Here is a 20,317-nt window from a genome sequence, read left to right as displayed (position 1 = left end):
GGCGAGCGGAGGTGCGGTGGGCGGGGCGTACGAGGTCGCGGAGCTGCTGCGCGCCATCAGCGTCGAGACCGACCGCATGGGCGACGCGATGGCCGCGGCGCACGGGCTGCACCGCACCGACCTCGACGCCCTGGTGCACGTCATGGACGCCGAGCGCGCCGGGGAACCGCTCTCCCCCGGGCAGCTCGCCCGGCGGCTCGGGCTGTCCGCGCCGGCGACCACCGCGCTCGTCGACCGGCTCGAGCGCTCCGGGCACCTGCGCCGGCGCCGGCACCCGGAGGACCGCCGGCGGGTCGTGCTGGAGATGCAGGACAAGGCGCGCGACGCGGGGCGCGCGATGTTCGGCCCGCTCGGGGCGGGCGTCCGCGAGCGCTTCGCCGCGCTCGACCCGGGGGGGCAGGAGGCCGTGCTCGCGTTCCTGCGCGACGTGCGCGACCTGACCGCCGAGGCCAGGCGCCGCCAGGTGGGCGGGTAGCGTCCGGGCCATGAGCACCGGCCCCACCCCCACCGACGCCAGCAGCGCCGCCCGCACGTTCCCGCCCGGCTTCCTCTGGGGCGCGGCGACGGCGTCGTACCAGATCGAGGGCGGGGTCGACGAGGGCGGGCGCGGGCGCTCGGTCTGGGACACCTTCAGCCACGAGCCCGGGCGCGTGCTCGGCGGCGACACCGGCGACGTGGCGTGCGACCACTACCACCGCTGGGCCGAGGACCTCGACCTGCTGCGCGACCTGGGGCTGGGCGCGTACCGCTTCTCCGTGGCGTGGCCGCGGGTCCAGCCCGACGGGCGCGGGCCGGCCAACCCGCAGGGCCTCGCGTTCTACGACCGGCTCGTGGACGGGATGCTCGAGCGGGGCCTCGAGCCGTGGCTGACGCTCTACCACTGGGACCTGCCGCAGGCGCTCGAGGACGCGGGCGGCTGGCCGGAGCGGGGCACGGCGGAGCGCTTCGCGGACTACGCGGAGATCGTGCACGGGGCGCTCGGCGACCGGGTGCACCGGTGGACCACGCACAACGAGCCGTGGTGCGCCTCGCTGCTCGGCTACAGCGCGGGCGTGCACGCCCCCGGGCGGCAGGACGACGCCGCCGCCGTGCGAGCCGTGCACCACCTGCTGCTCGGCCACGGCCTCGCCGTCGAGCGGATGCGCTCCGCGGCGCACCCCGACGACCGCTTCGGCATCGTGCTCAACCTGCAGCCCGTGGAGCCGGCGACGCCGAGCGGGGCGGACGCCGACGCGGTCCGCCGGGTCGACGGCATGCACAACCGGGTCTTCCTCGACCCGCTGTTCCGCGCGGCCTACCCCGAGGACGTCGTCGCCGACCTCGCCCCCGTCGCCGACCTCGCGCACGTCCGCGACGGCGACCTGCAGACGATCGCCCGGCCGCTGGACTTCCTCGGCCTCAACTACTACAACCCGCTCGTCGTGGGCGCCCCGGAGGGCGGGCCGGCCCACGTGCCCGGACCGCAGGGGCGGGGGCCGTACGTCGGGAGCCACGGGGTCCGGATGCTCGACCTCGGCCGGCCCCGCACGGCGATGGGCTGGGAGGTCGACCCCGCCGGGCTGACGACGATCCTCACCCGCCTGCAGCGCGAGTACGCCGTCCCGCCGCTCTACATCACCGAGAACGGCGCGGCGTACGACGACGAGGTCGTCGAGGGGAAGGTGCACGACGCGGAGCGGGTGTCGTACCTGCGGGCCCACCTGGCCGCCGCGCTCGACGCGGTCGACGCCGGGGTCGACCTGCGCGGGTACTTCGCCTGGTCCCTGCTCGACAACTTCGAGTGGGCCCTGGGCTACTCCAAGAGGTTCGGCATCGTCCGGGTCGACTACGACACGCTCGAGCGGACCCCCAAGGACAGCGCCGCGCTCTGGGCGTCGGCGGCGCAGGTCAACGGGCTCCCGCCCGCCGGCTGATCCTGCATACTCTCCCTAGTGGATTGCTAGGGATGGGGGTGCAGCCGTGGCCGGACGGCCCAACGTCCTGCTCGTCGTCGACGACCAGCACCAGCGCGACGCCCTGTCCTGCCGCGGCCGGGCCGGCCTCTCCACGCCGCACGCCGACGCGCTCGCGGCGCAGGGCGTGCTCGTCGAGCGCGCCCACGGGCAGCCGACCTGCACCCCCTCGCGGGCGAGCCTGCACACCGGGCGCCTCCCGCACGCGCACGGCGCCTGGTCGGTCGGCGTCGACCTGCCGCCGGGCAACCCGCAGCTGCCGCACCTGCTGCGCGGCGCGGGCTACGCGACCCGGCTCATCGGCAAGGCCCACCTCGCCTCCTGGGAGTCCGAGCGCAGCCCGGAGCGCCAGCGCGGCGCGACCGAGCGCGCCCGGCTCGGGGCGCTGCCGTACGCGGGCTACGAGCGGGCCGAGCTGAGCTTCGGGCACGCGTCCTGGGGCGTCAACGGGCACTACCGGCTCTGGCTCTACGAGCAGGGCCTCACCGACGCCGACCTGCACGAGCGCACCCGCCTGCACCCGGTGGCGGGCCACGGGCAGGTGGCCGCCTACGACTGGGACCTGCCGGCGGAGCTCTACGACAGCACCTGGGCGACCGAGCGGGCGCTGGCCGCGCTGGAGGAGCTCGCGGACGACGACCGGCCGTTCTTCCTCGCCGTCAACCACCAGGGCCCCCACCACCCCTTCGTCGCCCCGCGCGGGGCCGACGTCGACCGCCCGGACGTCGTCGTGCCCCGGCACCTCGAGGGCGAGCTGGACGACAAGCCGGAGCACTACCGCGCCGCGCGCGAGGGGCGCCTGCGCGAGGCCGGCTTCGTCGGCTCGCTGCCCATGCCGGGCCAGAACCACGGCCAGGACTTCCGGGAGGTCGACGAGGCGTGGGCGCGCGCGGCGCTCGGGCGCTACCACTGGGCGGTCGAGCAGATCGACGCGCAGCTCGGGCGCCTGCTCGCCGGCCTGGACGACCTCGGGCTGGCCGAGGACACCCTGGTGCTCTTCACCTCGGACCACGGCGAGCTCGGCGGCGCCCACGGGCTCTGGATGAAGGGCCCGTTCTCGTACGAGGAGGCGAGCGGCGTCCCGCTCCTCGCGCGCTGGCCGGCCGGTCTGCCGGCGGGACGTGTCGACCCGGGCCTGGCGGGCATCGCCGACCTGGCACCGACGATCCTGTCCGCCGCGGGCGTGCCCGTGCCGCCCGCCATGGACGGCGGGCTCGACCTGCTCCCGCAGTGGCGCGGGGAGCGGACGGTGCGCGACCACGTGGTGCTGGAGTACCTCGACGACCCCCTGCTGCTCGCCAGCGCGACGGTCGTCACACCGGAGGACAAGCTGACCGCCTACCTCGGCGGGGCGTACGCGGGGCGGGAGGACGAGGTGGGCGAGCTGTACGCGCACGGCGAGGGGGAGCTGGTGAACCGCTGGCACGGCACGGGCTCGCGGTCCCGCCGCGACGCGCTGCTGGACGTGCTCCACGAGGAGGTGCCGCCGCTGGAGCGCTGGCGGCTCACCCCGCGGCTGGCCGGGGTCTGAGGTGCGCGACGTCGTCGTCCTCGGCTGCGGCCGCAGCGGCACGAGCCTGGTCACCGGGCTCGTGGCCTCCGCGGGGCGCGCCACGGGCCCCCGGCTGCTCGCCCCCGACCCGGCCAACCCGCGCGGCTTCTTCGAGGACCCGGCGGTGAACGCGCTCAACGAGCGGCTCCTCGCGCCCCTCACCGAACGGCTGGGGACCGGCGGGGGGACGTACGCCCGCCCGCTGCGCGAGGGCGAGCGGTGGCTCGCCGCCCTGCCGGCGGACGCCGAGGTGGGCCACCTCGACGTCGACCGGGCCCGCGCCCTCGTGCCGCCGGGGCCCTGGTGCCTCAAGGACCCGCGGTTCTCGTACACCCTGCGGGCCTGGGAGCCGGTCCTCGGCGACGCGCTGCGCGTGCTCGTCGTGCGGCACCCCGGCGAGGCCGCGCGCAGCATGGTCGACCACGCCGCGAACGGCACCCTCGGGCTCGGCCTGCCCGGCGCGCTGCGGGTCTGGGAGGCGGTGAACCGGTACGTGCTGGAGCACCACCTCGGGCGGGGCGACTGGCTCGTCCTGCACCACGCCGCCGTCCTCGACGGGTCCGCGCTGCCCGCCCTCGAGGAGGCGCTGGGCGCCGCGGTGGACCGCTCCTTCGTCGACGGCGCGCTGCACCGCTCCCCCGCCGCGCCGGTCCCGCCCTCCTGCGCCGCGCTGCACGCGGAGCTGCTCGCCGCGGCCCGGGACGAGGGCTCGGCGGCCTGAGCCCGGCCGGGCTGGGTACGGCCCCGGTCATGAGCGACGTGCGCACCGAGGAGCAGGCGGCCGACCGGGCCGCCGAGGAGACGGCCCTCGACGGGCCCGAGCAGACCGCCGCCGCGGCCGAGGCGCCGCGCGCCGTCGACGTCGTCCCGCCGTCGGTCCGCAAGAAGGTCGACCTGCCCGAGCTCGACGAGGAGCTGCAGCGGCTGCGCGTGGACGTGGACCCCGAGGGAGAGCCGGTGCTGCTGCGCCCCGACGGCCGGGTCGTCGACACCTGGCGCGAGGGCTACCCGTACGACGAGCGGATGACCCGCCGCGAGTACGACCGGCAGAAGCGGCTGCTGCAGATCGAGCTGCTCAAGCTGCAGAGCTGGATCAAGGACCGGGGCGAGAAGCTCGTCATCCTCTTCGAGGGGCGCGACGCCGCGGGCAAGGGCGGCACGATCAAGCGGTTCACCGAGCACCTCAACCCCCGGGGCGCGCGGGTCGTGGCGCTGGAGAAGCCGAGCGAGCGCGAGTCCACCCAGTGGTACTTCCAGCGCTACGTCGCGCACCTGCCGGCGGCCGGGGAGATCGTGCTCTTCGACCGCTCCTGGTACAACCGCGCGGGCGTCGAGCGGGTCATGGGGTTCTGCACGGCGCAGGAGTACCTCGAGTTCATGCGCCAGGCGCCGGAGCTCGAGCGGATGCTCGTCCGCTCGGGCATCCGGCTGGTCAAGCTGTGGTTCTCGGTGTCGCGCTCGGAGCAGCGCACCCGCTTCCTCATCCGCCAGGTCGACCCGGTGCGCCAGTGGAAGCTGAGCCCGATGGACCTCGCCAGCCTCGACAAGTGGGACGACTACACGGAGGCCAAGGAGGCGATGTTCTTCTACACGGACACCGCCGACGCCCCGTGGACGGTCGTCAAGAGCAACGACAAGAAGCGGGCCCGGCTCGAGACGCTGCGGCACGTCCTGTCCCGCTTCCCGTACGAGGGCCGGGACGACGAGGTCGTCGGCGCGCCGGACCCGCTCGTCGTCGGCCCGGCGGCGCAGGTGTTCGAGACCGACGAGCACCCCGACCGGCTGCTGCCGCGCCTGTGAGGGGCGGCCCCCGCGCGGCCCACTAGCCTCGGCGGGTGCGCGCCGTCGTCTACGAGGAGTTCCGCGGGCCGCTCGCCGTGCGGGAGGTGCCCGACCCGGCGCCCGCGCCGGACGGCGTCGTCGTGGCGGTCGAGGCCACCGGGGTCTGCCGCAGCGACTGGCACGCCTGGCAGGGCCACGACGACGGGGTGCGCCTGCCGCACGTGCCCGGGCACGAGCTGGCGGGCACCGTCGCCGCCGTCGGCGCGCGGGTGCGGGACTGGCGCCCGGGCGACCGGGTGACCGTGCCGTTCGTCGGCGCCTGCGGGACGTGCCCGTCCTGCCGGGCGGGCGACCAGCAGGTGTGCGAGCGGCAGACCCAGCCCGGCTTCACGCACTGGGGCTCCTTCGCCGGGCTCGTCGCGCTCGACCACGCCGACACCAACCTCGTGCGCCTGCCCGAGGGCCTCGACGCCGGCACCGCCGCCGCGCTCGGCTGCCGCTACGCCACCGCCTTCCGCGCCGTCGTCGCCCAGGGGCGGGTGGCGCCCGGGCAGTGGGTCGCGGTCCACGGCTGCGGCGGCGTCGGGCTCTCGGCGGTCCAGGTGGCCGTGGCGTCCGGCGCCCGCGTCGCCGCGGTGGACGTCGCCCCGGCGGCGCTGGACCTCGCCCGCTCGCTCGGCGCGGAGGTCGCCGTCGACGCGTCGGCCGGCGACCCGGCGGAGCAGGTGCTGGCCCTCACCGGCGGCGGGGCGCACCTCTCCCTCGACGCGCTGGGCTCGCCGCGGACGGTCGCCGCCTCCCTGCGCTCGTTGCGCCGGCGGGGCCGGCACGTGCAGGTCGGCCTGCTGGCGCCCGGCGCCGACTGGGCGGGCCTGCCGATGGACCGCGTCGTGGCGCTCGAGCTCGAGGTCGTGGGCAGCCACGGGATGCCGGCGCACGCCTACCCGGCGCTGCTCGGCCTGGTGGCCGCGGGCCGGCTGCGGCCGGACCTGCTCGTCACCCGCCGGGTCGGGCTCGACGACGCCCCCGCGGAGCTGGCGGCGATGTCGTCCGGCGCCCCCGTCGGCGTGACGGTGGTGCGGCCGTGACGGCGGACCCGCGCCGGGCCCGCGTCGCCGTCGCCGCCCTCTTCTTCGTCAACGGCGCCGGCATGGCGAACCTCGTCCCGCGCATGCCGGCGATCAAGGCGGACCTCGACCTGTCGAACACCGCCCTGGGCACCGCCATCGCCGCCGGGCCGGTCGGCGCGCTCGTGGCCGGGCTCGCGGCGGGCGTCCTCGTCGAGCGGTACGGCAGCCGTCTCGCGGCCACCGCCTCCGGCGTGCTGCTGGCGCTCGTCGTGCCGCTCGTCGGCCTCGCCCCGGCCTGGGGCCTGCTCGCGGGCGCCTTCCTGCTCATGGGCGGGCTCGACGCGGTCATGGACGTCGCGATGAACGCGCACGGGCTGCGGGTGCAGCGCCGCTACGGGCGCTCGATCATCAACGGCCTGCACGCGCTCTGGAGCATCGGCGCCGTGGCGGGCGGGGTGACCGGCTCGGTGATGGCCGGCCTCGGCGTGCCCGTCGAGGCGCACCTGCTCGGTGCGGGCGCGGTGCTCGCCCTCGCGGTCCTCGCCACGCTGCCGCACCTGCTGCCCGGGCGGGACGAGCCGGTGCCGGGCGTCGACGCGGCGCAGGCCGTCGGGGCGGGCGCCTCGCCCGGGCCGGGCGTGCAGGCGCCGCCGGCCGCCGGTCGGGCCGCCGGGGCGCGCCGGGCCGCCCTGCCCGCGCTCGTCGTCCTGGGGCTGCTCGCCGCCCTCGCCGGGCTCGTCGAGGACGCCGGCGCCACCTGGGGGACGCTCTACCTCACCGGCCTGGGCGCCGCCCCCGCCGTCGCCGGCCTCGGCTTCGTGGCGCTGCAGACCGCCATGACCACCGGCCGCCTGCTCGCCGACCGGGTCGTCACGCGGTACGGCGAGCGCGCCGTCGCCCGGGCCGGCACGCTGCTCGCCACCGCGGGGATGGGCCTCACCCTCGGCGTCGCCGAGCCGGTCCCGGCCATCGTGGGGTTCGCCTGCGCGGGGCTCGGCGTGGCGACCCTGTTCCCCGCCGCCTACCACGCCGCGGACGTCATGCCGGGCCTGCCGCCGGGGCACGGGCTCGCGGTGGTGTCGTGGGTCGCCCGCGCCGGGTTCCTCCTGGCTCCGCCGCTCGTGGGCTCGCTCGCCGACGCGACCAGCCTGCGCGCCGCGCTGCTCGTGGTGCCCGTAGCGACGCTGACGATCCTCGCGCTGTCCGGCGCCTTCGCACCGCGCAGCGCCCCCGCCGCCCCCGCTACAGCGCCGCGAGCGCCTTGAGGATGCGCTTCTCCGACACCGGGTGCGCGGTGCCGAGGGTCTGGGCGAAGAGGCTGACGCGCAGCTCCTCGAGCATCCACCGCACCGCCCGGACCTCCTGCGTGGCCCGCCGCGCCGGCGCCAGCGCGGCGAGGGTCTCCTCGTACGCCTCCTGCGCCCGCTGCACCTGCACCATGGCGGCGCGGTCTCGGTGGGGATCGTCGGGCAGCCGCTGGAGCCGCTGGTCGAGCGCGCGCAGGTAGCGGACGAGGTCGGGCAGCCGCCGGGTCCCCGCCTCGGCGACGAAGCCGGGGTGCACGAGCCCGTCGAGCTGGGCGCGGGCGTCGGTGAGCGCCGGCAGCAGGCTCATCACCGTCGTGCCCGTGATGCGCCGGCGCACCGAGGACGCGGTCGCCAGCACCTGCTCCACCTGGGCGAGCACCTGCTCGAGCCGGTCGTGGGACTCCGCCCGCACCGCGTCGCGGAGCCGGGCGAACCCGCCCGCGTCCCACGCCGGTCCGCCCTGGTCGGCCACGACGCCGTCGACCGCGGCGGCCAGGCAGTCCTCGAGCAGCGGCAGGACGCCGCCGTGCGGGTTGTCGCTCAGGGCGAGCTTCGCGCGGTTCGACAGACCCTGCACCACGCCCTTGACCGGCGACGGGGTGGTGAGCAGCAGCAGCCGCCGGGTGCCGGCCGCGTGGGCGGCCTCCTGCTCGGAGGGGGTCGCCATGACCCGTACGGCGACGGTGGCCCCCTCGTCGGCCAGCGCCGGGAAGCCCTCGACGAGGTGCCCCTCGCGCTGCTGCTGCACGCGCCGCGGCAGGTCCCCGTCGGGCCAGGCCGTGAGCCCGGCCCGCTCCACGCCGGACACCACGCGGGAGACGGCCCGGCGCACGGTCGGCTGCAGCGCGCGCACCAGCTCGTCGAGGTCCTTCCCCTCGCCGAGGACCTCCCCGCGCCGGCCCTCCACCCGGAACGTCATCCGCAGGTGCGCCGGGACCTTGTCGAGGTCCCACGCGTCCCACGGCACCGGCGCCCCCGACGCCCGGTGCAGCTCCTCGGTGAGCACGTCGAGCAGCGGCCCGTCCTCGGGGCGGATGCGCTCCAGCGCCGCCCGGGCGTGGTCGGGCGCGGGGACGAAGCGCACCCGCACCGGCTTGGGCAGGCTCCGGATGAGCGCGGTGACGAGCTCGTGGCGCAGCCCCGGCACCTGCCAGTCGAAGCCCTCCGCGGACAGGCGGTTGAGCACCTGCACCGGGACGTGCACGGTGACGCCGTCGGCGGCGCTGCCCGGCTCGAACTGGTAGGTCAGCGGCAGCTCGAGGTCCCCCTGGCGCCACGTCAGGGGGTACGCCTCCTCGGTCACCTCCTGCGCCCGCTCCTCGAGCAGCAGCTCGCGGGTGAAGGTCAGCAGCTCGGGCTGCGTGCGCCGCGCCTTCTTCCACCAGCTGTCGAAGTGCCGCCCGGACACGACGCTCTCGGGCACGCGCGCGTCGTAGAACGCGAAGAGCGCCTCGTCGTCGACGACGAGGTCGCGGCGGCGGGCGCGGTGCTCGAGGTCCTCGACGTCCTCGAGCAGGCGCCGGTTGGCCTCGAAGAACGCGTGGTGCGTGCGCCAGTCGCCCTCGACGAGGGCGTGGCGGATGAAGAGCTCGCGGGACAGGGCCGGGTCGACGCGGCCGTACCCGACCTTGCGGGCGGCGACGAGCGGGACGCCGTAGAGGGTGACCTTCTCGTACGCGACGACGCTCGCCCGGTCCTTCTCCCAGTGCGGCTCGCTGTACGAGCGCTTCACCAGGTGCTGGGCGAGGGGCTCGACCCACTCGGGCTCGATCCGGGCGACGGTGCGGCCCCACAGCCGGGACGTCTCGACGAGCTCGGCGGCCATCACCCAGCGCGGGCGCTTCCTCGCGACGCCGCTGCCCGGCCAGAGGGCGAACCGGGCGCCGCGGGCGCCCACGTAGTCCTGCTTCTCCGGGTCCTTGAGGCCGATGTGGCTCAGCAGGCCGGCGAGCAGCGACGCGTGCAGCCGCTGCGGGTCCGCGGGCGGCCCGTCAGCGGTGACGCCGACGGCCCTGGCCATCTGGCGGAGCTGGCCGAAGACGTCCTGCCACTCGCGCACGCGCAGGTAGTGGAGGAACTCGCGCTTGCACAGCCGCCGGAACTGCCCGCTCGAGAGCGCTTCCTGCTGCTCCTGCAGGTAGTCCCAGAGCTTGAGCCACGCGAGGAAGTCGCTGTCCGGCTCCTGGAACCGCCGGTGCTTCTCGTCGGCGGCCTGCTGCGCCTCGACCGGGCGCTCGCGCGGGTCCTGGATGGACAGCGCGGCCGCGACGACCATGACCTCGCGGGCGCAGCCGTTGCGCTGGCCCTCGAGCACCATCCGCGCCAGGCGCGGGTCGAGCGGCAGCTGCGCGAGCTGGCGCCCCGTCTCGGTGAGCCGCTTGCGCGGGTCCTGCTCCCCCGGGTCGATCGCGCCGAGCTCGTGCAGCAGGTCGAGGCCGTCCTTGACCTGCCGGCGGTCCGGCGGCTCGACGAACGGGAAGCGGACGATGTCGCCGAGGCCCAGCGCCGTCATCTGCAGGATGACGCTTGCCAGGCTGGTGCGCAGGATCTCCGGATCGGTGAACTCCGGCCGGCCGAGGAAGTCCTCCTCGCTGTAGAGCCGGATGCAGATGCCCTCGGCGACACGACCGCAGCGGCCCGTGCGCTGGTTCGCCGACGCCTGCGAGACCGGCTCGATCGGCAGGCGCTGCACCTTCAGGCGCGAGCTGTAGCGCGAGATGCGCGCGGTGCCGGGGTCGACGACGTACCGGATGCCGGGGACGGTCAGGGAGGTCTCGGCCACGTTGGTGGCGAGGACGACGCGGCGCCCGGTGTGCGGCTGGAAGACGCGGTGCTGCTCGCCGGCGGACAGCCGGGCGTAGAGCGGCACGACCTCGGTGTGCCGCAGGTCCAGGCGCCGCAGGGCGTCGGCGGTGTCGCGGATCTCGCGCTCCCCGGAGAGGAAGACGAGCACGTCGCCGTCCCCCTCGCGCTGCAGCTCCTGCACCGCGTCGCAGATGGCCTGGGTCTGGTCCCGCACGACGGGCTCGGCGTCGCCGTCCCCGTCCTCCTCCTCGTCGCCCCCGGTCGCCAGGTCCTCGACGAGCGGGCGGTAGCGGACCTCCACCGGGTACGTCCGCCCGCTCACCTCGACCACGGGTGCGCCGTCGAAGTGCTCGCTGAAGCGCTGCGGGTCGATGGTCGCCGAGGTGATGACGACCTTGAGGTCCGGCCGGCGCGGCAGGAGCTGCTTGAGGTAGCCGAGGATGAAGTCGATGTTGAGGCTCCGCTCGTGGGCCTCGTCGACGATGATCGTGTCGTAGCGGGACAGCAGCCGGTCGCGCTGGATCTCGGCCAGCAGGATGCCGTCGGTCATGAGCTTGACGAGGGTGTCGTCGCCCGCCCGGTCGGTGAAGCGGACCTGGTAGCCGACGGTCGACCCGAGCGGCGTCCCGAGCTCCTCGGCGATGCGCTCGGCGACGGTGCGCGCGGCGATGCGCCGCGGCTGGGTGTGCCCCACGAGCCCCCGCACGCCCCGGCCGAGCTCGAGGCACAGCTTCGGCAGCTGCGTCGTCTTCCCCGACCCGGTCTCGCCCGCGACGATGACGACCTGGTGGTCCCTGATCGCCGCGAGGATGTCCTCGCGGCGCTGGCTCACCGGCAGTTGCTCCGGGTACGCGATCCGCGGCACCGCCGCCCGACGGCGCTCCACCCGCTGCTCGGCCGCCGCCACCTCGGCCTCGACCGCGTCGAGCGTGCGCGCCCGCGCCCCCGGGTCGCGCTGGCGGCGCAGCCCCTCCAGGCGCCGGCCGAGCCGGTGCTCGTCGCGGACCTGGAGCCCGGCGAGGCGCTCGGTGAGCGCCTGGACGCGCTCGCGCTCGGCCCGGTCCGGCCGGGAGGTGGTGGGTGCCGTCATCGCCGGACCAGCGTACGCAGGGCCGCCCGCCGCCTGCGCACCTCGCGGCGCTCAGCGGGGGCTGAGGGGGTCGGGGTCGGGCGCGGGGTCGGGGGCCCGGTGCGGGGCGGGGTCGGACGGGTCGGTGGCGTCGGCCGGCGGTGACGCGGTGGCGCCCCCGCCGCCGTCACCACCGCCGTCGCCGTCGCCGTCGCCGCCGCCGTCCTTGCGGAAGCGCACCTGCACCTGCTCGAAGCCCTTGTGCCGCTGGGCGCCGGCGTAGCCCGCGTACGCCCGCTCGTCGGCGGGGGTCAGCTCGACGGCGTCGGTGAAGGGGGTCAGCAGGGCCCGCGGGTACAGGCGCCGGGCGCGGACGACGTTCACCTCGGCGCCCATGACGACGGCCACGGCCTCGAGGTAGATGAACGCGACGAGCCCCAGCACGAGGGCGAAGACGCCGTTCACGGCGGTGGCGGTGCTGACGACGTGGGAGACGTACGCCGCGCCGAACGTCTGCAGCAGCTGCCACACGACCGCGGCGAGCAGGGCGCCGGGCAGGACGTGCCGCAGCGGCAGCGCCAGGGCCGTGGCGACCCGGAAGGTGACGACGAAGACGGTGACGTTGAGGAGCACGGCCAGGGCCGTCGTCGCGATGCGCAGGTCGCGGCCCACGTCGAGGCCGAACGCCGAGCCGCGCGTGGCGATCGCCGAGAGCACGGTGGTGCCGAGCACCGCGAGCCCCACCGTGAGCAGCAGGACCAGGCTGCGCCCGCGGGAGGTGATCGGGTTCGGGCGCTCGTTGCGCGGCACCGCCCAGCAGATGTTCATGGCGTTCTGCGTGGCCTGGCCGACCCCGAGGCCCGCGTAGAGGGTGCCGAGCACGCCGACGAGCAGGCCCAGCCCGCTGCCGGACAGCGCGTCCGGGTCGGCGAGCTGGTCGCCGATGACGGGGATCTGCCCGACCGCGGTGTCGAGGATCTGCTGCTGCAGGTCGGGGTTCCCGGACAGGACGAAGCCGAGGACCGTCGAGGAGAGCAGCAGCAGCGGGAACAGCGACAGGAAGGCGTAGTAGGTGATGAGCGCGGACAGGTAGCCGCCCTGGTCGTCGACGTACTTGTAGACGACGGCGAGCGGGAAGCCGAGCCACCGCCGGCGCCGCTGGTAGCGGTCGAGCCACTGCACCACCCGCTGCTCCTCCCCGCCGGCGGCCCCGTCCACCCGCGCCCGCCCGCCCCCAGCCTCCCCCGGCCCGGCGCGGCGCGCCCGCTGCGTAGCGCGCGACGCGCCGGGGCATGCTGCGCCCGGACCGGTCGACCGCGACCGGCGCAGCCCGCGCCAGGGCACCGACGAGGAGGCGCAGCGTGTTCGAGGCGGAGGACGTGCGGGACTGGCTCGGCCACGACGTGGTCGACGCGGAGGGGGCCAAGGTGGGGTCCCTGGAGTCGGTGTACTACGACACCGCGACCCAGGAGCCCGCGTTCGCCTCGGTGAAGGTCGGCGTGGTGTCGAAGAAGCTCGTCTTCGTGCCGCTGGCCGGCGCCCTCGTCGCGCCGGGGCACCTCAAGGTGATGGCCGACAAGAAGCTCGTCAAGGAGGCGCCGTCGATCGACACCGACGGCGAGCTCACCGCCGACCTCGAGCCGGCCGTGTTCGAGCACTACGGCCTGGCGTACGTGCCCGGCGCCACCGGCGAGCGGCGGCTCGGCCGCCGCTGAGGCAGCGGCGCGCCGGACCGGCCCGGCCGGGACCCGTCCGGCGCGCCCTACCGGCGCCGGGTGCGGTCGTCGAGCTCGTTGACCGTGGAGCGGCGCGAGGGGTCCGTGCCGTGGACGAGCGCGAGGTACGTCGCGGCGAAGTCGGTCACCGAGACGAGCTCGGCGAGCCGCTCCACCGGGTGCCCCGGAGTGGCGACGACCTCGCTCCAGGCGACCCCGCCGTCCGCCGCGATCTGCGCGAGCTGCTCGCGGCGCAGGGCGACCCGGGGGTCCTCCTCCGCGTCGCGCACGACGACGACCCGGGGCCGGCCGACGCCACCCTCCTCGACCCGGTCGCGGAAGAAGTCGTCCTCGTCGGGGCGCAGCGACCCGTCGAGCAGCGCCGCGGCGGCGTGCCCGGCCGCCGGTAGCTCGTCGGCGACGGCGGGCAGCCCGGCGTCGACGGCGATGCGGTCGGCGAAGCGGCGCGCGGGCATGGCCGCGACGTCGCCGCTCGCCCACAGCAGCGGCAGCGCGTCGATGAGCTGCAGGGCCAGCGACTTGGCGGGGTTGTCCAGCGGGTCCACCGCCGGGCCGCAGCGCTCCGCGGTGCGGTCCAGCCGGTCGGCGGCGCGCTCGAGGGCGTCCATCGGCACCGAGGCCAGGCCGAGGGCGTCGGCGGCGAGCAGCAGCGGGACGGCCCGGGCCCACAGGTCCGCCCGGCTGGGGCGGCCGCTGCGGTGCACGGGCACGTGCACGCCGCGGGCGCGGCGGGCCGCCTCGGCGAGCGGCCCCTCCGGGGGCGCGACGACGAGCAGGCGGCAGCCGCGGCGCGCCGACTCGTCGGCGAGCGCCCAGGTCTCCTCCGGCGGCGTCGCGCCGCCGACCGCCACGACGAGGTCGAGCGGACCCACCCAGCCGGGCAGCGCGAAGCCGTCGGCCCGCAGCACCGGCACGGGGCAGCTCGCCCCGGCGACGGCCTCGAGCACCGACCCCACGTGGCGCGAGGCGCCCGCGGCCGCGACGACCACCGAGCGGGGCCGGCCGTCCTCGGCGAGGCGGGCCACGCCCGCCTCGTCGGCGCGCGTCATCGCCTCGCGGACCTGGGCCCCCGACGTCGCCACGAAGCGCAGCAGCTCGGAGCGGTCGGCCGCGAGGACCGCGCCCGGGTCGTCGAGGAGCGACTCGTCGACGCTCACGACGGGTCCGGGAGGCGGGCCTCGTCCACGAGCAGCACCGGGATGTCGTCGCGCACCGGGTAGGCGCGCCCGCACGTGATGGGCGGCGCCGTGCACACGAGCTCGGACGCCGCGTCGTCGGCGCGCAGCGGGCTGTGGCAGACGGGGCAGGCGAGCACGTCCAGCAGGCCGGGCGACAGGTTCACGCGGCTCCCTCCTCGCGGATGACGGCCAGGACCTCGTCGCGCAGCGCGGCCATCGTCGCCGCGTCGCGCGCCTCGACGTTGAGCCGCAGCAGCGGCTCGGTCCCCGAGGGTCGCACGTTCACCCACCAGTCGGGGGTGGTGAAGGTGACGCCGTCGAGCTCGTCGACGACGACGCCGGGGCGCCCGGCGAGCAGGGTGCGCACCTGCTCCATCGACGCCCGCTGGTCGGCGACGGTGCTGTTGACCTCGCCGGAGGTGGCGTAGCGGTCGTACTGCGCCACCAGCGCGGACAGCGGGCGCTCCTGCTCGCCGAGGGCGGCGAGCGCGTGCAGCGCCGCGAGCATGCCGGAGTCGGCGCGCCAGAAGTCGCGGAAGTAGAAGTGCCCCGAGTGCTCGCCGCCGAAGACGGCGTCGGTCTGCGCCATCCGCGCCTTGATGAACGAGTGCCCGACGCGCTCGCGCACCGGGGTGCCGCCGTGCTCCGCGACGATCTCGGGCACCGCGCGCGAGGTGATGAGGTTGTGGATCACCGCGCTGCCGGGCGCCTTGACGAGCTCGCGCACCGCGATGAGCGCCGTGAGCGCCGAGGGAGGCACGACCTCGCCGCGCTCGTCGACGAGGAAGCAGCGGTCGGCGTCGCCGTCGAAGGCCAGGCCCACGTCGGCGCCCTCGCGGCGCACCGCCGCCTGCAGGTCGACCAGGTTGTGCGGCTCGATCGGGTTGGCCTCGTGGTTCGGGAACGTGCCGTCGAGCTCGAAGTACATCGGCACCACGTCGAGCGGCAGCCCGGTGAGCACGCCGGGCACCGTGTGCCCGGCCATCCCGTTGCCGGCGTCGACGACGACCGTCAGGCGGCGGTTGCCGCTGAGGTCGACGAGGGAGCGCAGGTGCTCGCCGTACGCGCCGAGCAGGTCGCGCTCCTCGACGCTGCCGCGCGGGCCGTCGTGGGCGGGCACGCCCTCCTCGACGAGGCGGCGCACCTCGCCCAGCCCGCTGTCGAGGCCGAGGGGCACGGCCCCGGCCCGGCACATCTTGATGCCGTTGTAGCCGGCCGGGTTGTGGCTCGCGGTGAACATGGCGCCGGGGCAGCCGAGCGAGCCGCTGGCGAAGTAGAGCTGGTCGGTGGAGGCGAGGCCGATGGCCACGACGTCCGCGCCCTGCGCGGTCGCCCCCTCGACGAAGGCCGCCACGAGCCCCGGCGAGGACGGGCGCATGTCGTGGCCCACGACGACGCGCCCGCCGGAGGCGCCGACGACCCGCACGAAGGCGGCGCCGAAGGCGCGGGCCAGCCCCTCGTCGAGCTCCTGCGGCACCAGGCCGCGCACGTCGTACGACTTGACGATCCGGGACAGGTCGGGCCGGGTGAGGTCGGGCACGGCGGGAGCCTAGCGGTCCCCCGCCCCGCGCCCGAGCCCCGCTCAGGTGCGCTTGCGGGTGCGCTCCAGCACCGAGGCGACCGGCAGCTCGGAGCCGTCCGGGGCGGTCCAGCTGCGCCGCTCGCAGCGGTGGCACGAGACGAAGGTGACGGGCGTGCCGTCGGTGAGGTCCATCGCGAGGCGCGTGACGCTCTCGCTGCCGCAGGCGGCGCAGCTGCCGCGCTCGGCGGCGGGGGCCTGCAGCAGCGAGCCGAGGGGCTGCTCCGGCTTGACGGTACGGGTGCGGCGGGCCACGGGCGGCTCCTGTCCGGGAGGGGGTGGTGGTCCCCTCCTCGGCACGGCGGGCCCGGGCCTTGAGCGACCGGGCGGGTGGCGCCCGGGGCGGTGCGCTGCGGGGCGCGTCAGCGCTCGGGGCTGCGCAGCACCCGCAGGTGCCCGCGGCGCCCCACCTCGGCGGTGCGCCGCTCGGGCTCGGCGCGCGCGGCCGGCGGCGCCGGCCGGGCCGCCTCGCGCACGGCGTCGGCGAGCGCGGCGAGGTCGTCGCTGCTGGGCACGAGGGCGTCGGGGTCGGGCGCGAGGCGCAGGACCTCCCAGCCGCGCGGCGCCGTGAGGCGCTCGGCGTGGGCGGCGCACAGGTCGTAGCAGTGCGGCTCGGCGTACGTCGCGAGCGGGCCGAGCACCGCCGTGGAGTCGGCGTACACGTAGGTCAGCGTCGCCACCGCGGGGCGCCCGCACGCGGTGCGCGAGCAGCGGCGGACGGGACTCACGAGCGCAGACGGTACCCCGCCGCCGCCCGGACGCCGGCAGGCCGGCCGCTCCCGCGCGTCGTGTCGCGCCGTGTCGCGCCGTGCGGGGCCGGGCCGGGCCGGGCCGGTGGGCGGGGCGCCCCGACGGGCGGGGGCGGCGCGGGGGCGGGCCTAGGCTGGGCGGGTGCTGAGGGGACGCCGCCGGGACCGGCGCGGGCGAGGGGTGCGCGGGCCGCTGAGCCCGCCGGAGGTGCCGCTGTCGCGCTCGCGCGCCGAGCGCTTCGACGACCTCGTGCTCGACGCGGTGGAGCGGCTCGAGCGGGACTGGTCCCGGGAGCTGGCCGACGTGGAGTTCGCCGTCGAGGAGGTGCCGCCGGCCGGGCTGCCGGCGCCGGCCGACCCCGCGGCCGACCCGGTGCCGCTGGGCCGCTCGGTGCCCGCCGGCGCCGAGGGGGCGGGCTCCCCGGCGCGGGTCGTCGTCTTCCGGCGCCCGGTCGAGGCCCGTGCGCCCGAGGAGCGCGAGCTCGCCCTGCTCGTGCACGAGGTCGTCGTCGAGCAGGTGGCCGAGCTGCTGGGCCTGGAGCCGGAGACCGTCGACCCCGACCACCGCGACCGGGACTGACGCCCGCCGGCGACGGGGCGCCGCGCCGGGGGGCGTACCGCCGCTCAGACCGCGAGCTTCTTGAGCCGCCGCCGCTCGCGCTCGCTCAGCCCGCCCCAGATGCCGAAGCGCTCGTCGTGCTCCAGCGCGTACTCCAGGCACTCCGCGCGCACGTCGCACCCGAGGCAGACCTTCTTGGCCTCCCTCGTGGAGCCGCCCTTCTCCGGGAAGAAGGCCTCCGGATCCGTCTGGGCGCAGAGCGCGCGCTCCTGCCAGCTGAGCTCCTCAGCGGTCCCGTCGACGAGGGGAAGGTCCTCAGTCACTGTGCGCCTCCTAGCCCTGACTGTGCGTGCCCCGATGGTGCCCACCGACCGGGTGAACCACACGGGTGGAATTACACAAGGGGCGTTCGCGGCGCGTCAACCCCGGGCGTGTCGGTGCCGGGTGCTATCGCCGCTCGCTGGCCCCTCGCGCCACAGCAGCCCCACGCGCCGCGCGCCGTGCCCCGGCGGGGCCGGCGCCGCGCGCCGTGCCCCGGCGGGGCCCGGCGCCGCGCCCCGGGGCCGCCGCCCGGCAGGATGGGCCGGTGAGCGCGCCGACCCCCTCCCCCGCCGGGCCGCGCGTCGTCGTCCCCGCGGGCGGCATCGGCGGCGCGCGCTTCCTGCGCGGACTGCTCGCCGCGGCCCCCGGCGCGCGCGTCGACGTCATCGGCAACACCGGGGACGACATCACCCTCTTCGGCCTGCGCGTCTGCCCCGACCTGGACACCGTCATGTACACGCTCGGCGGCGGGATCCACGAGGAGCAGGGGTGGGGCCGGGCCGACGAGACGTTCGCGGTCAAGGAGGAGCTCGCCGCGTACGGCGTGGAGCCGCAGTGGTTCGGCCTCGGCGACCGCGACATCGCCACCCACGTGGTGCGCACGCAGATGCTCGGGGCCGGCTACCCCCTCTCGGCCGTGACGCAGGCCCTCTGCGCCCGCTGGGGCCTGCCCGCCCTCGGGGTGCGCCTGCTGCCCATGACCGACGACCCGGTGGAGACGCACGTCGTCGTCGAGGACGACCAGGGCCGGCGGGCCGTGCACTTCCAGGAGTACTGGGTGCGCCTGCGCGCCGCACCGCCGGCGCTGTCCGTGGTGCCGGTGGGCGCGGACGCCGCCCGCCCCGGCCCCGGGGTGCTCGAGGCCGTCGCCGACGCCGACGTGGTGCTCCTGCCCCCGTCCAACCCGGTGGTGTCGATCGGCACCGTGCTCGCCGTCCCCGGGGTCGCCGACGCGCTGCGGGCCGCGGGCGCGCCCGTCGTCGGCCTGTCCCCCGTGGTCGGCGGCGCCCCGGTGCGCGGGATGGCCGACAAGGTCCTCGCGGCGATCGGGGTGGAGCCCACCGCCGCCGCGGTGGCCGCGCACTACGGGGCGCGCGGCGCCGGCGGGCTGCTCGACGGCTGGCTCGTCGACGAGCGCGACGCCGACGCCGTCGCCGAGGTCGAGGCGCTGGGCATCCGCTGCCGGGCGGTGCCCCTGCTCATGCGCGACCTCGAGGCCTCCGCGGCCATGGCGCGCGCCGCGCTCGACCTGGCCGCCGAGGTGCGCGCGTGAGCGACCGGGCCCCCGCCGCGACCGGGCTCGAGGTGCTGCCGGTGCACGGGCTCCCCGAGGTCCGCCCCGGCGACGACCTCGCCGCCCTCGTCGCGGACGCGGTCGAGCTCGCCGACGGCGACGTCGTCGTCGTGACCTCCAAGGTGGTCAGCAAGGCCGAGGGCCGCGTGCTCGCCGCGCCGGACCGGGAGGCGGCGGTCGAGGCGGAGACCGTGCGGGTGGTCGCGCGCCGCGGCGCCACCCGGATCGTCGAGACCCGCCACGGGCTCGTGCTCGCCGCGGCCGGCGTGGACGCCTCCAACACGCCCGCGGGCACCGTGCTGCTGCTGCCGGAGGACCCCGACGCGTCCGCCCGGGGCCTGCGGGCCGCGCTCGGGCGGCGCACCAGGCGCCGGCTCGCCGTCGTCGTCACCGACACGGCGGGGCGGGCCTGGCGCGAGGGCCTCGTCGACCTCGCCATCGGCGTGGCCGGCCTGGACCCGCTCGAGGACCACCGGGGGCGCCGGGACCCGTACGGCAACCCGCTCGGTGCCACCGTCACCGCCGTCGCCGACGAGGTGGCGGCGGCGGCCGAGCTCGTCAAGGGCAAGCTCGCGGGGGTGCCCGTCGCGGTGGTGCGCGGGCTCGCCGCCCGGGTGGGCGAGGAGGACGGGCCGGGGGCGAGGGCGCTCGTACGGCCCGCCGAGCACGACATGTTCCGCCTCGGCAGCCGCGACGTGCTCGCCGCCCGGCGGACCGTGCGCTCGTTCACCGACGCCCCGGTGGACCCCGCGGCCGTGCGGCGGGCCGTCGCCGCCGCCCTCACCGCTCCCGCGCCGCACCACACCGTGCCGTGGCGCTTCGTGCTGCTCGAGGACCCCGACCGGCGCACCCGCCTGCTCGACGCCATGGCCGCCGCCTGGGCCGAGGACCTGCGCGGCGACGGGTTCGACGACGACGCGGTGGCCCGGCGCCTGCGGCGCGGGGACGTGCTGCGGCGCGCGCCGTACCTCGTCGTGCCCTGCCTCGTCGCCGAGGGCGCGCACGCCTACCCCGACGCGCGGCGCGCCGGGGCCGAGCGGGCGATGTTCCTCGTCGCCGCGGGCGCCGGCGTGCAGAACCTGCTCGTCGCGCTCGCCGTCGAGGGCCTGGGCAGCGCGTGGGTGTCCAGCACGCTGTTCTGCCAGGACGTCGTGCGCGCCGGGCTCGACCTGCCCGCGGACTGGGAGCCGCTGGGCGCGGTCGCCGTCGGGCACCCCGCGCAGCCGCCCGCCCCGCGCCCGGAGCGCGACCCGGACGCCGTGGTGCTGGTGCGCTGACCCCGCCGGGCGCGCCGGGCCGACCCGGGACCGCACGAGGCGCCCCCCTGGCGGCTAGATCGCCAGGAGGGCGCCTCCTGCGGTTCC

19 protein-coding genes are annotated in these 20,317 nt (G+C 77.1%); 11 read left to right on the top strand and 8 right to left on the bottom strand.

Annotation, left to right across the window (positions count from 1 at the left end):
• Positions 1-16 precede the first annotated feature (16 nt).
• The 7 genes from D5H78_RS12065 to D5H78_RS12035 are packed head-to-tail and all read left to right on the top strand — an operon-like array spanning position 17 to position 7,621.
• Positions 17-475, top strand: a complete 459-nt coding sequence (locus D5H78_RS12065) for a MarR family winged helix-turn-helix transcriptional regulator (RefSeq protein ID WP_119950740.1) — start codon at positions 17-19, stop codon at positions 473-475.
• Positions 476-485: 10 nt separating this feature from the next.
• Positions 486-1,913 carry a GH1 family beta-glucosidase gene (locus D5H78_RS12060; RefSeq protein WP_119950739.1) on the top strand — a complete coding sequence of 476 codons (1,428 nt, stop codon included), beginning with the start codon at positions 486-488 and terminating at the stop codon, positions 1,911-1,913.
• A 46-nt stretch (positions 1,914-1,959) separates the two neighbouring features.
• On the top strand, positions 1,960-3,483 hold the full coding sequence (locus D5H78_RS12055; protein WP_119950738.1) for a sulfatase family protein: 1,524 nt from the start codon (positions 1,960-1,962) through the stop codon (positions 3,481-3,483).
• A gap of 1 nt (position 3,484) precedes the next feature.
• Positions 3,485-4,225 carry a hypothetical protein gene (locus D5H78_RS12050; RefSeq protein ID WP_119950737.1) on the top strand — a complete coding sequence of 247 codons (741 nt, stop codon included), beginning with the start codon at positions 3,485-3,487 and terminating at the stop codon, positions 4,223-4,225.
• 29 nt (positions 4,226-4,254) lie between these two features.
• Positions 4,255-5,304 carry a polyphosphate kinase 2 gene (gene ppk2 / locus D5H78_RS12045; RefSeq protein ID WP_218566537.1) on the top strand — a complete coding sequence of 350 codons (1,050 nt, stop codon included), beginning with the start codon at positions 4,255-4,257 and terminating at the stop codon, positions 5,302-5,304.
• 35 nt (positions 5,305-5,339) lie between these two features.
• Entirely contained in the window at positions 5,340-6,374 is a 1,035-nt protein-coding gene (locus D5H78_RS12040; protein ID WP_119950736.1) for a zinc-dependent alcohol dehydrogenase family protein, read from the top strand.
• A complete protein-coding gene (locus tag D5H78_RS12035; RefSeq protein WP_218566536.1) occupies positions 6,371-7,621 on the top strand; it encodes an MFS transporter in 1,251 nt (416 codons plus the stop codon). Before D5H78_RS12040 ends, D5H78_RS12035 begins: the two co-directional genes overlap by 4 nt.
• On the opposite strand, the gene hrpA is transcribed toward D5H78_RS12035, so the two are convergent.
• On the bottom strand, positions 7,599-11,558 hold the full coding sequence (gene hrpA, locus D5H78_RS12030) for an ATP-dependent RNA helicase HrpA (protein ID WP_119950735.1): 3,960 nt from the start codon (positions 11,556-11,558) through the stop codon (positions 7,599-7,601). The two genes, D5H78_RS12035 and hrpA, sit on opposite strands and share 23 nt — an antisense overlap.
• 51 nt (positions 11,559-11,609) lie before the next feature.
• On the bottom strand, positions 11,610-12,755 hold the full coding sequence (locus D5H78_RS12025; protein WP_218566535.1) for a YihY/virulence factor BrkB family protein: 1,146 nt from the start codon (positions 12,753-12,755) through the stop codon (positions 11,610-11,612).
• A 143-nt stretch (positions 12,756-12,898) separates the two neighbouring features.
• Between D5H78_RS12025 and D5H78_RS12020 the strand changes: the two genes are divergently transcribed.
• Positions 12,899-13,252, top strand: a complete 354-nt coding sequence (locus D5H78_RS12020) for a PRC-barrel domain-containing protein (RefSeq protein WP_119950734.1) — start codon at positions 12,899-12,901, stop codon at positions 13,250-13,252.
• 47 nt (positions 13,253-13,299) lie between these two features.
• On the opposite strand, the gene D5H78_RS12015 is transcribed toward D5H78_RS12020, so the two are convergent.
• From D5H78_RS12015 to D5H78_RS11995, 5 genes are all read right to left on the bottom strand, one after another.
• Positions 13,300-14,430 carry an SIS domain-containing protein gene (locus D5H78_RS12015; RefSeq protein WP_119950733.1) on the bottom strand — a complete coding sequence of 377 codons (1,131 nt, stop codon included), beginning with the start codon at positions 14,428-14,430 and terminating at the stop codon, positions 13,300-13,302.
• Positions 14,427-14,615 carry a Trm112 family protein gene (locus D5H78_RS12010; protein ID WP_119950732.1) on the bottom strand — a complete coding sequence of 63 codons (189 nt, stop codon included), beginning with the start codon at positions 14,613-14,615 and terminating at the stop codon, positions 14,427-14,429. Before D5H78_RS12010 ends, D5H78_RS12015 begins: the two co-directional genes overlap by 4 nt.
• The gene (locus D5H78_RS12005) at positions 14,612-15,991 is read right to left on the bottom strand and encodes a phosphomannomutase/phosphoglucomutase (protein WP_119950731.1); all 1,380 of its coding nucleotides are present in this window, start codon (positions 15,989-15,991) and stop codon (positions 14,612-14,614) included. Before D5H78_RS12005 ends, D5H78_RS12010 begins: the two co-directional genes overlap by 4 nt.
• 42 nt (positions 15,992-16,033) lie before the next feature.
• Entirely contained in the window at positions 16,034-16,285 is a 252-nt protein-coding gene (locus D5H78_RS12000; protein WP_119950730.1) for a hypothetical protein, read from the bottom strand.
• Positions 16,286-16,392: 107 nt separating this feature from the next.
• Positions 16,393-16,758, bottom strand: coding sequence for a DUF3499 domain-containing protein (locus D5H78_RS11995; RefSeq protein ID WP_119950729.1), 366 nt, complete (start codon positions 16,756-16,758; stop codon positions 16,393-16,395).
• Between the two features lie 163 nt (positions 16,759-16,921).
• Here D5H78_RS11995 and D5H78_RS11990 point away from each other — a divergent pair, with 163 nt between their 5' ends.
• Positions 16,922-17,359, top strand: a complete 438-nt coding sequence (locus tag D5H78_RS11990) for a metallopeptidase family protein (RefSeq protein ID WP_245941653.1) — start codon at positions 16,922-16,924, stop codon at positions 17,357-17,359.
• Positions 17,360-17,403: 44 nt separating this feature from the next.
• Here the strand turns inward: D5H78_RS11990 and D5H78_RS11985 are convergent, their stop codons facing one another.
• Positions 17,404-17,661, bottom strand: a complete 258-nt coding sequence (locus tag D5H78_RS11985) for a WhiB family transcriptional regulator (protein ID WP_119950728.1) — start codon at positions 17,659-17,661, stop codon at positions 17,404-17,406.
• 263 nt (positions 17,662-17,924) lie between these two features.
• Here D5H78_RS11985 and cofD point away from each other — a divergent pair, with 263 nt between their 5' ends.
• Both cofD and D5H78_RS11975 read left to right on the top strand, forming a co-directional pair.
• The gene (cofD, locus tag D5H78_RS11980) at positions 17,925-18,932 is read left to right on the top strand and encodes a 2-phospho-L-lactate transferase (protein WP_119950727.1); all 1,008 of its coding nucleotides are present in this window, start codon (positions 17,925-17,927) and stop codon (positions 18,930-18,932) included.
• Positions 18,929-20,230, top strand: coding sequence for a coenzyme F420-0:L-glutamate ligase (locus D5H78_RS11975; RefSeq protein ID WP_119950726.1), 1,302 nt, complete (start codon positions 18,929-18,931; stop codon positions 20,228-20,230). The genes cofD and D5H78_RS11975 overlap by 4 nt, the downstream gene beginning before the upstream one ends.
• Positions 20,231-20,317 lie beyond the last annotated feature (87 nt).

The organism is Vallicoccus soli (genome assembly GCF_003594885.1).
Lineage (GTDB): Bacteria > Actinomycetota > Actinomycetes > Motilibacterales > Motilibacteraceae > Vallicoccus > Vallicoccus soli.
Note: the sequence above shows the minus strand (reverse complement) of the source record. Positions and strands in the feature narration are given on the sequence as shown.

Excerpts from the sequence above, each read along its gene's own strand:
- D5H78_RS12060 (WP_119950739.1), top strand. The coding sequence starts at position 486 with ATGAGCACCGGCCCCACCCCCACCGACGCCAGCAGCGCCGCCCGCACG.
- ppk2 (WP_218566537.1), top strand. The coding sequence starts at position 4,255 with ATGAGCGACGTGCGCACCGAGGAGCAGGCGGCCGACCGGGCCGCCGAG.
- hrpA (WP_119950735.1), bottom strand. The coding sequence starts at position 11,558 with ATGACGGCACCCACCACCTCCCGGCCGGACCGGGCCGAGCGCGAGCGC.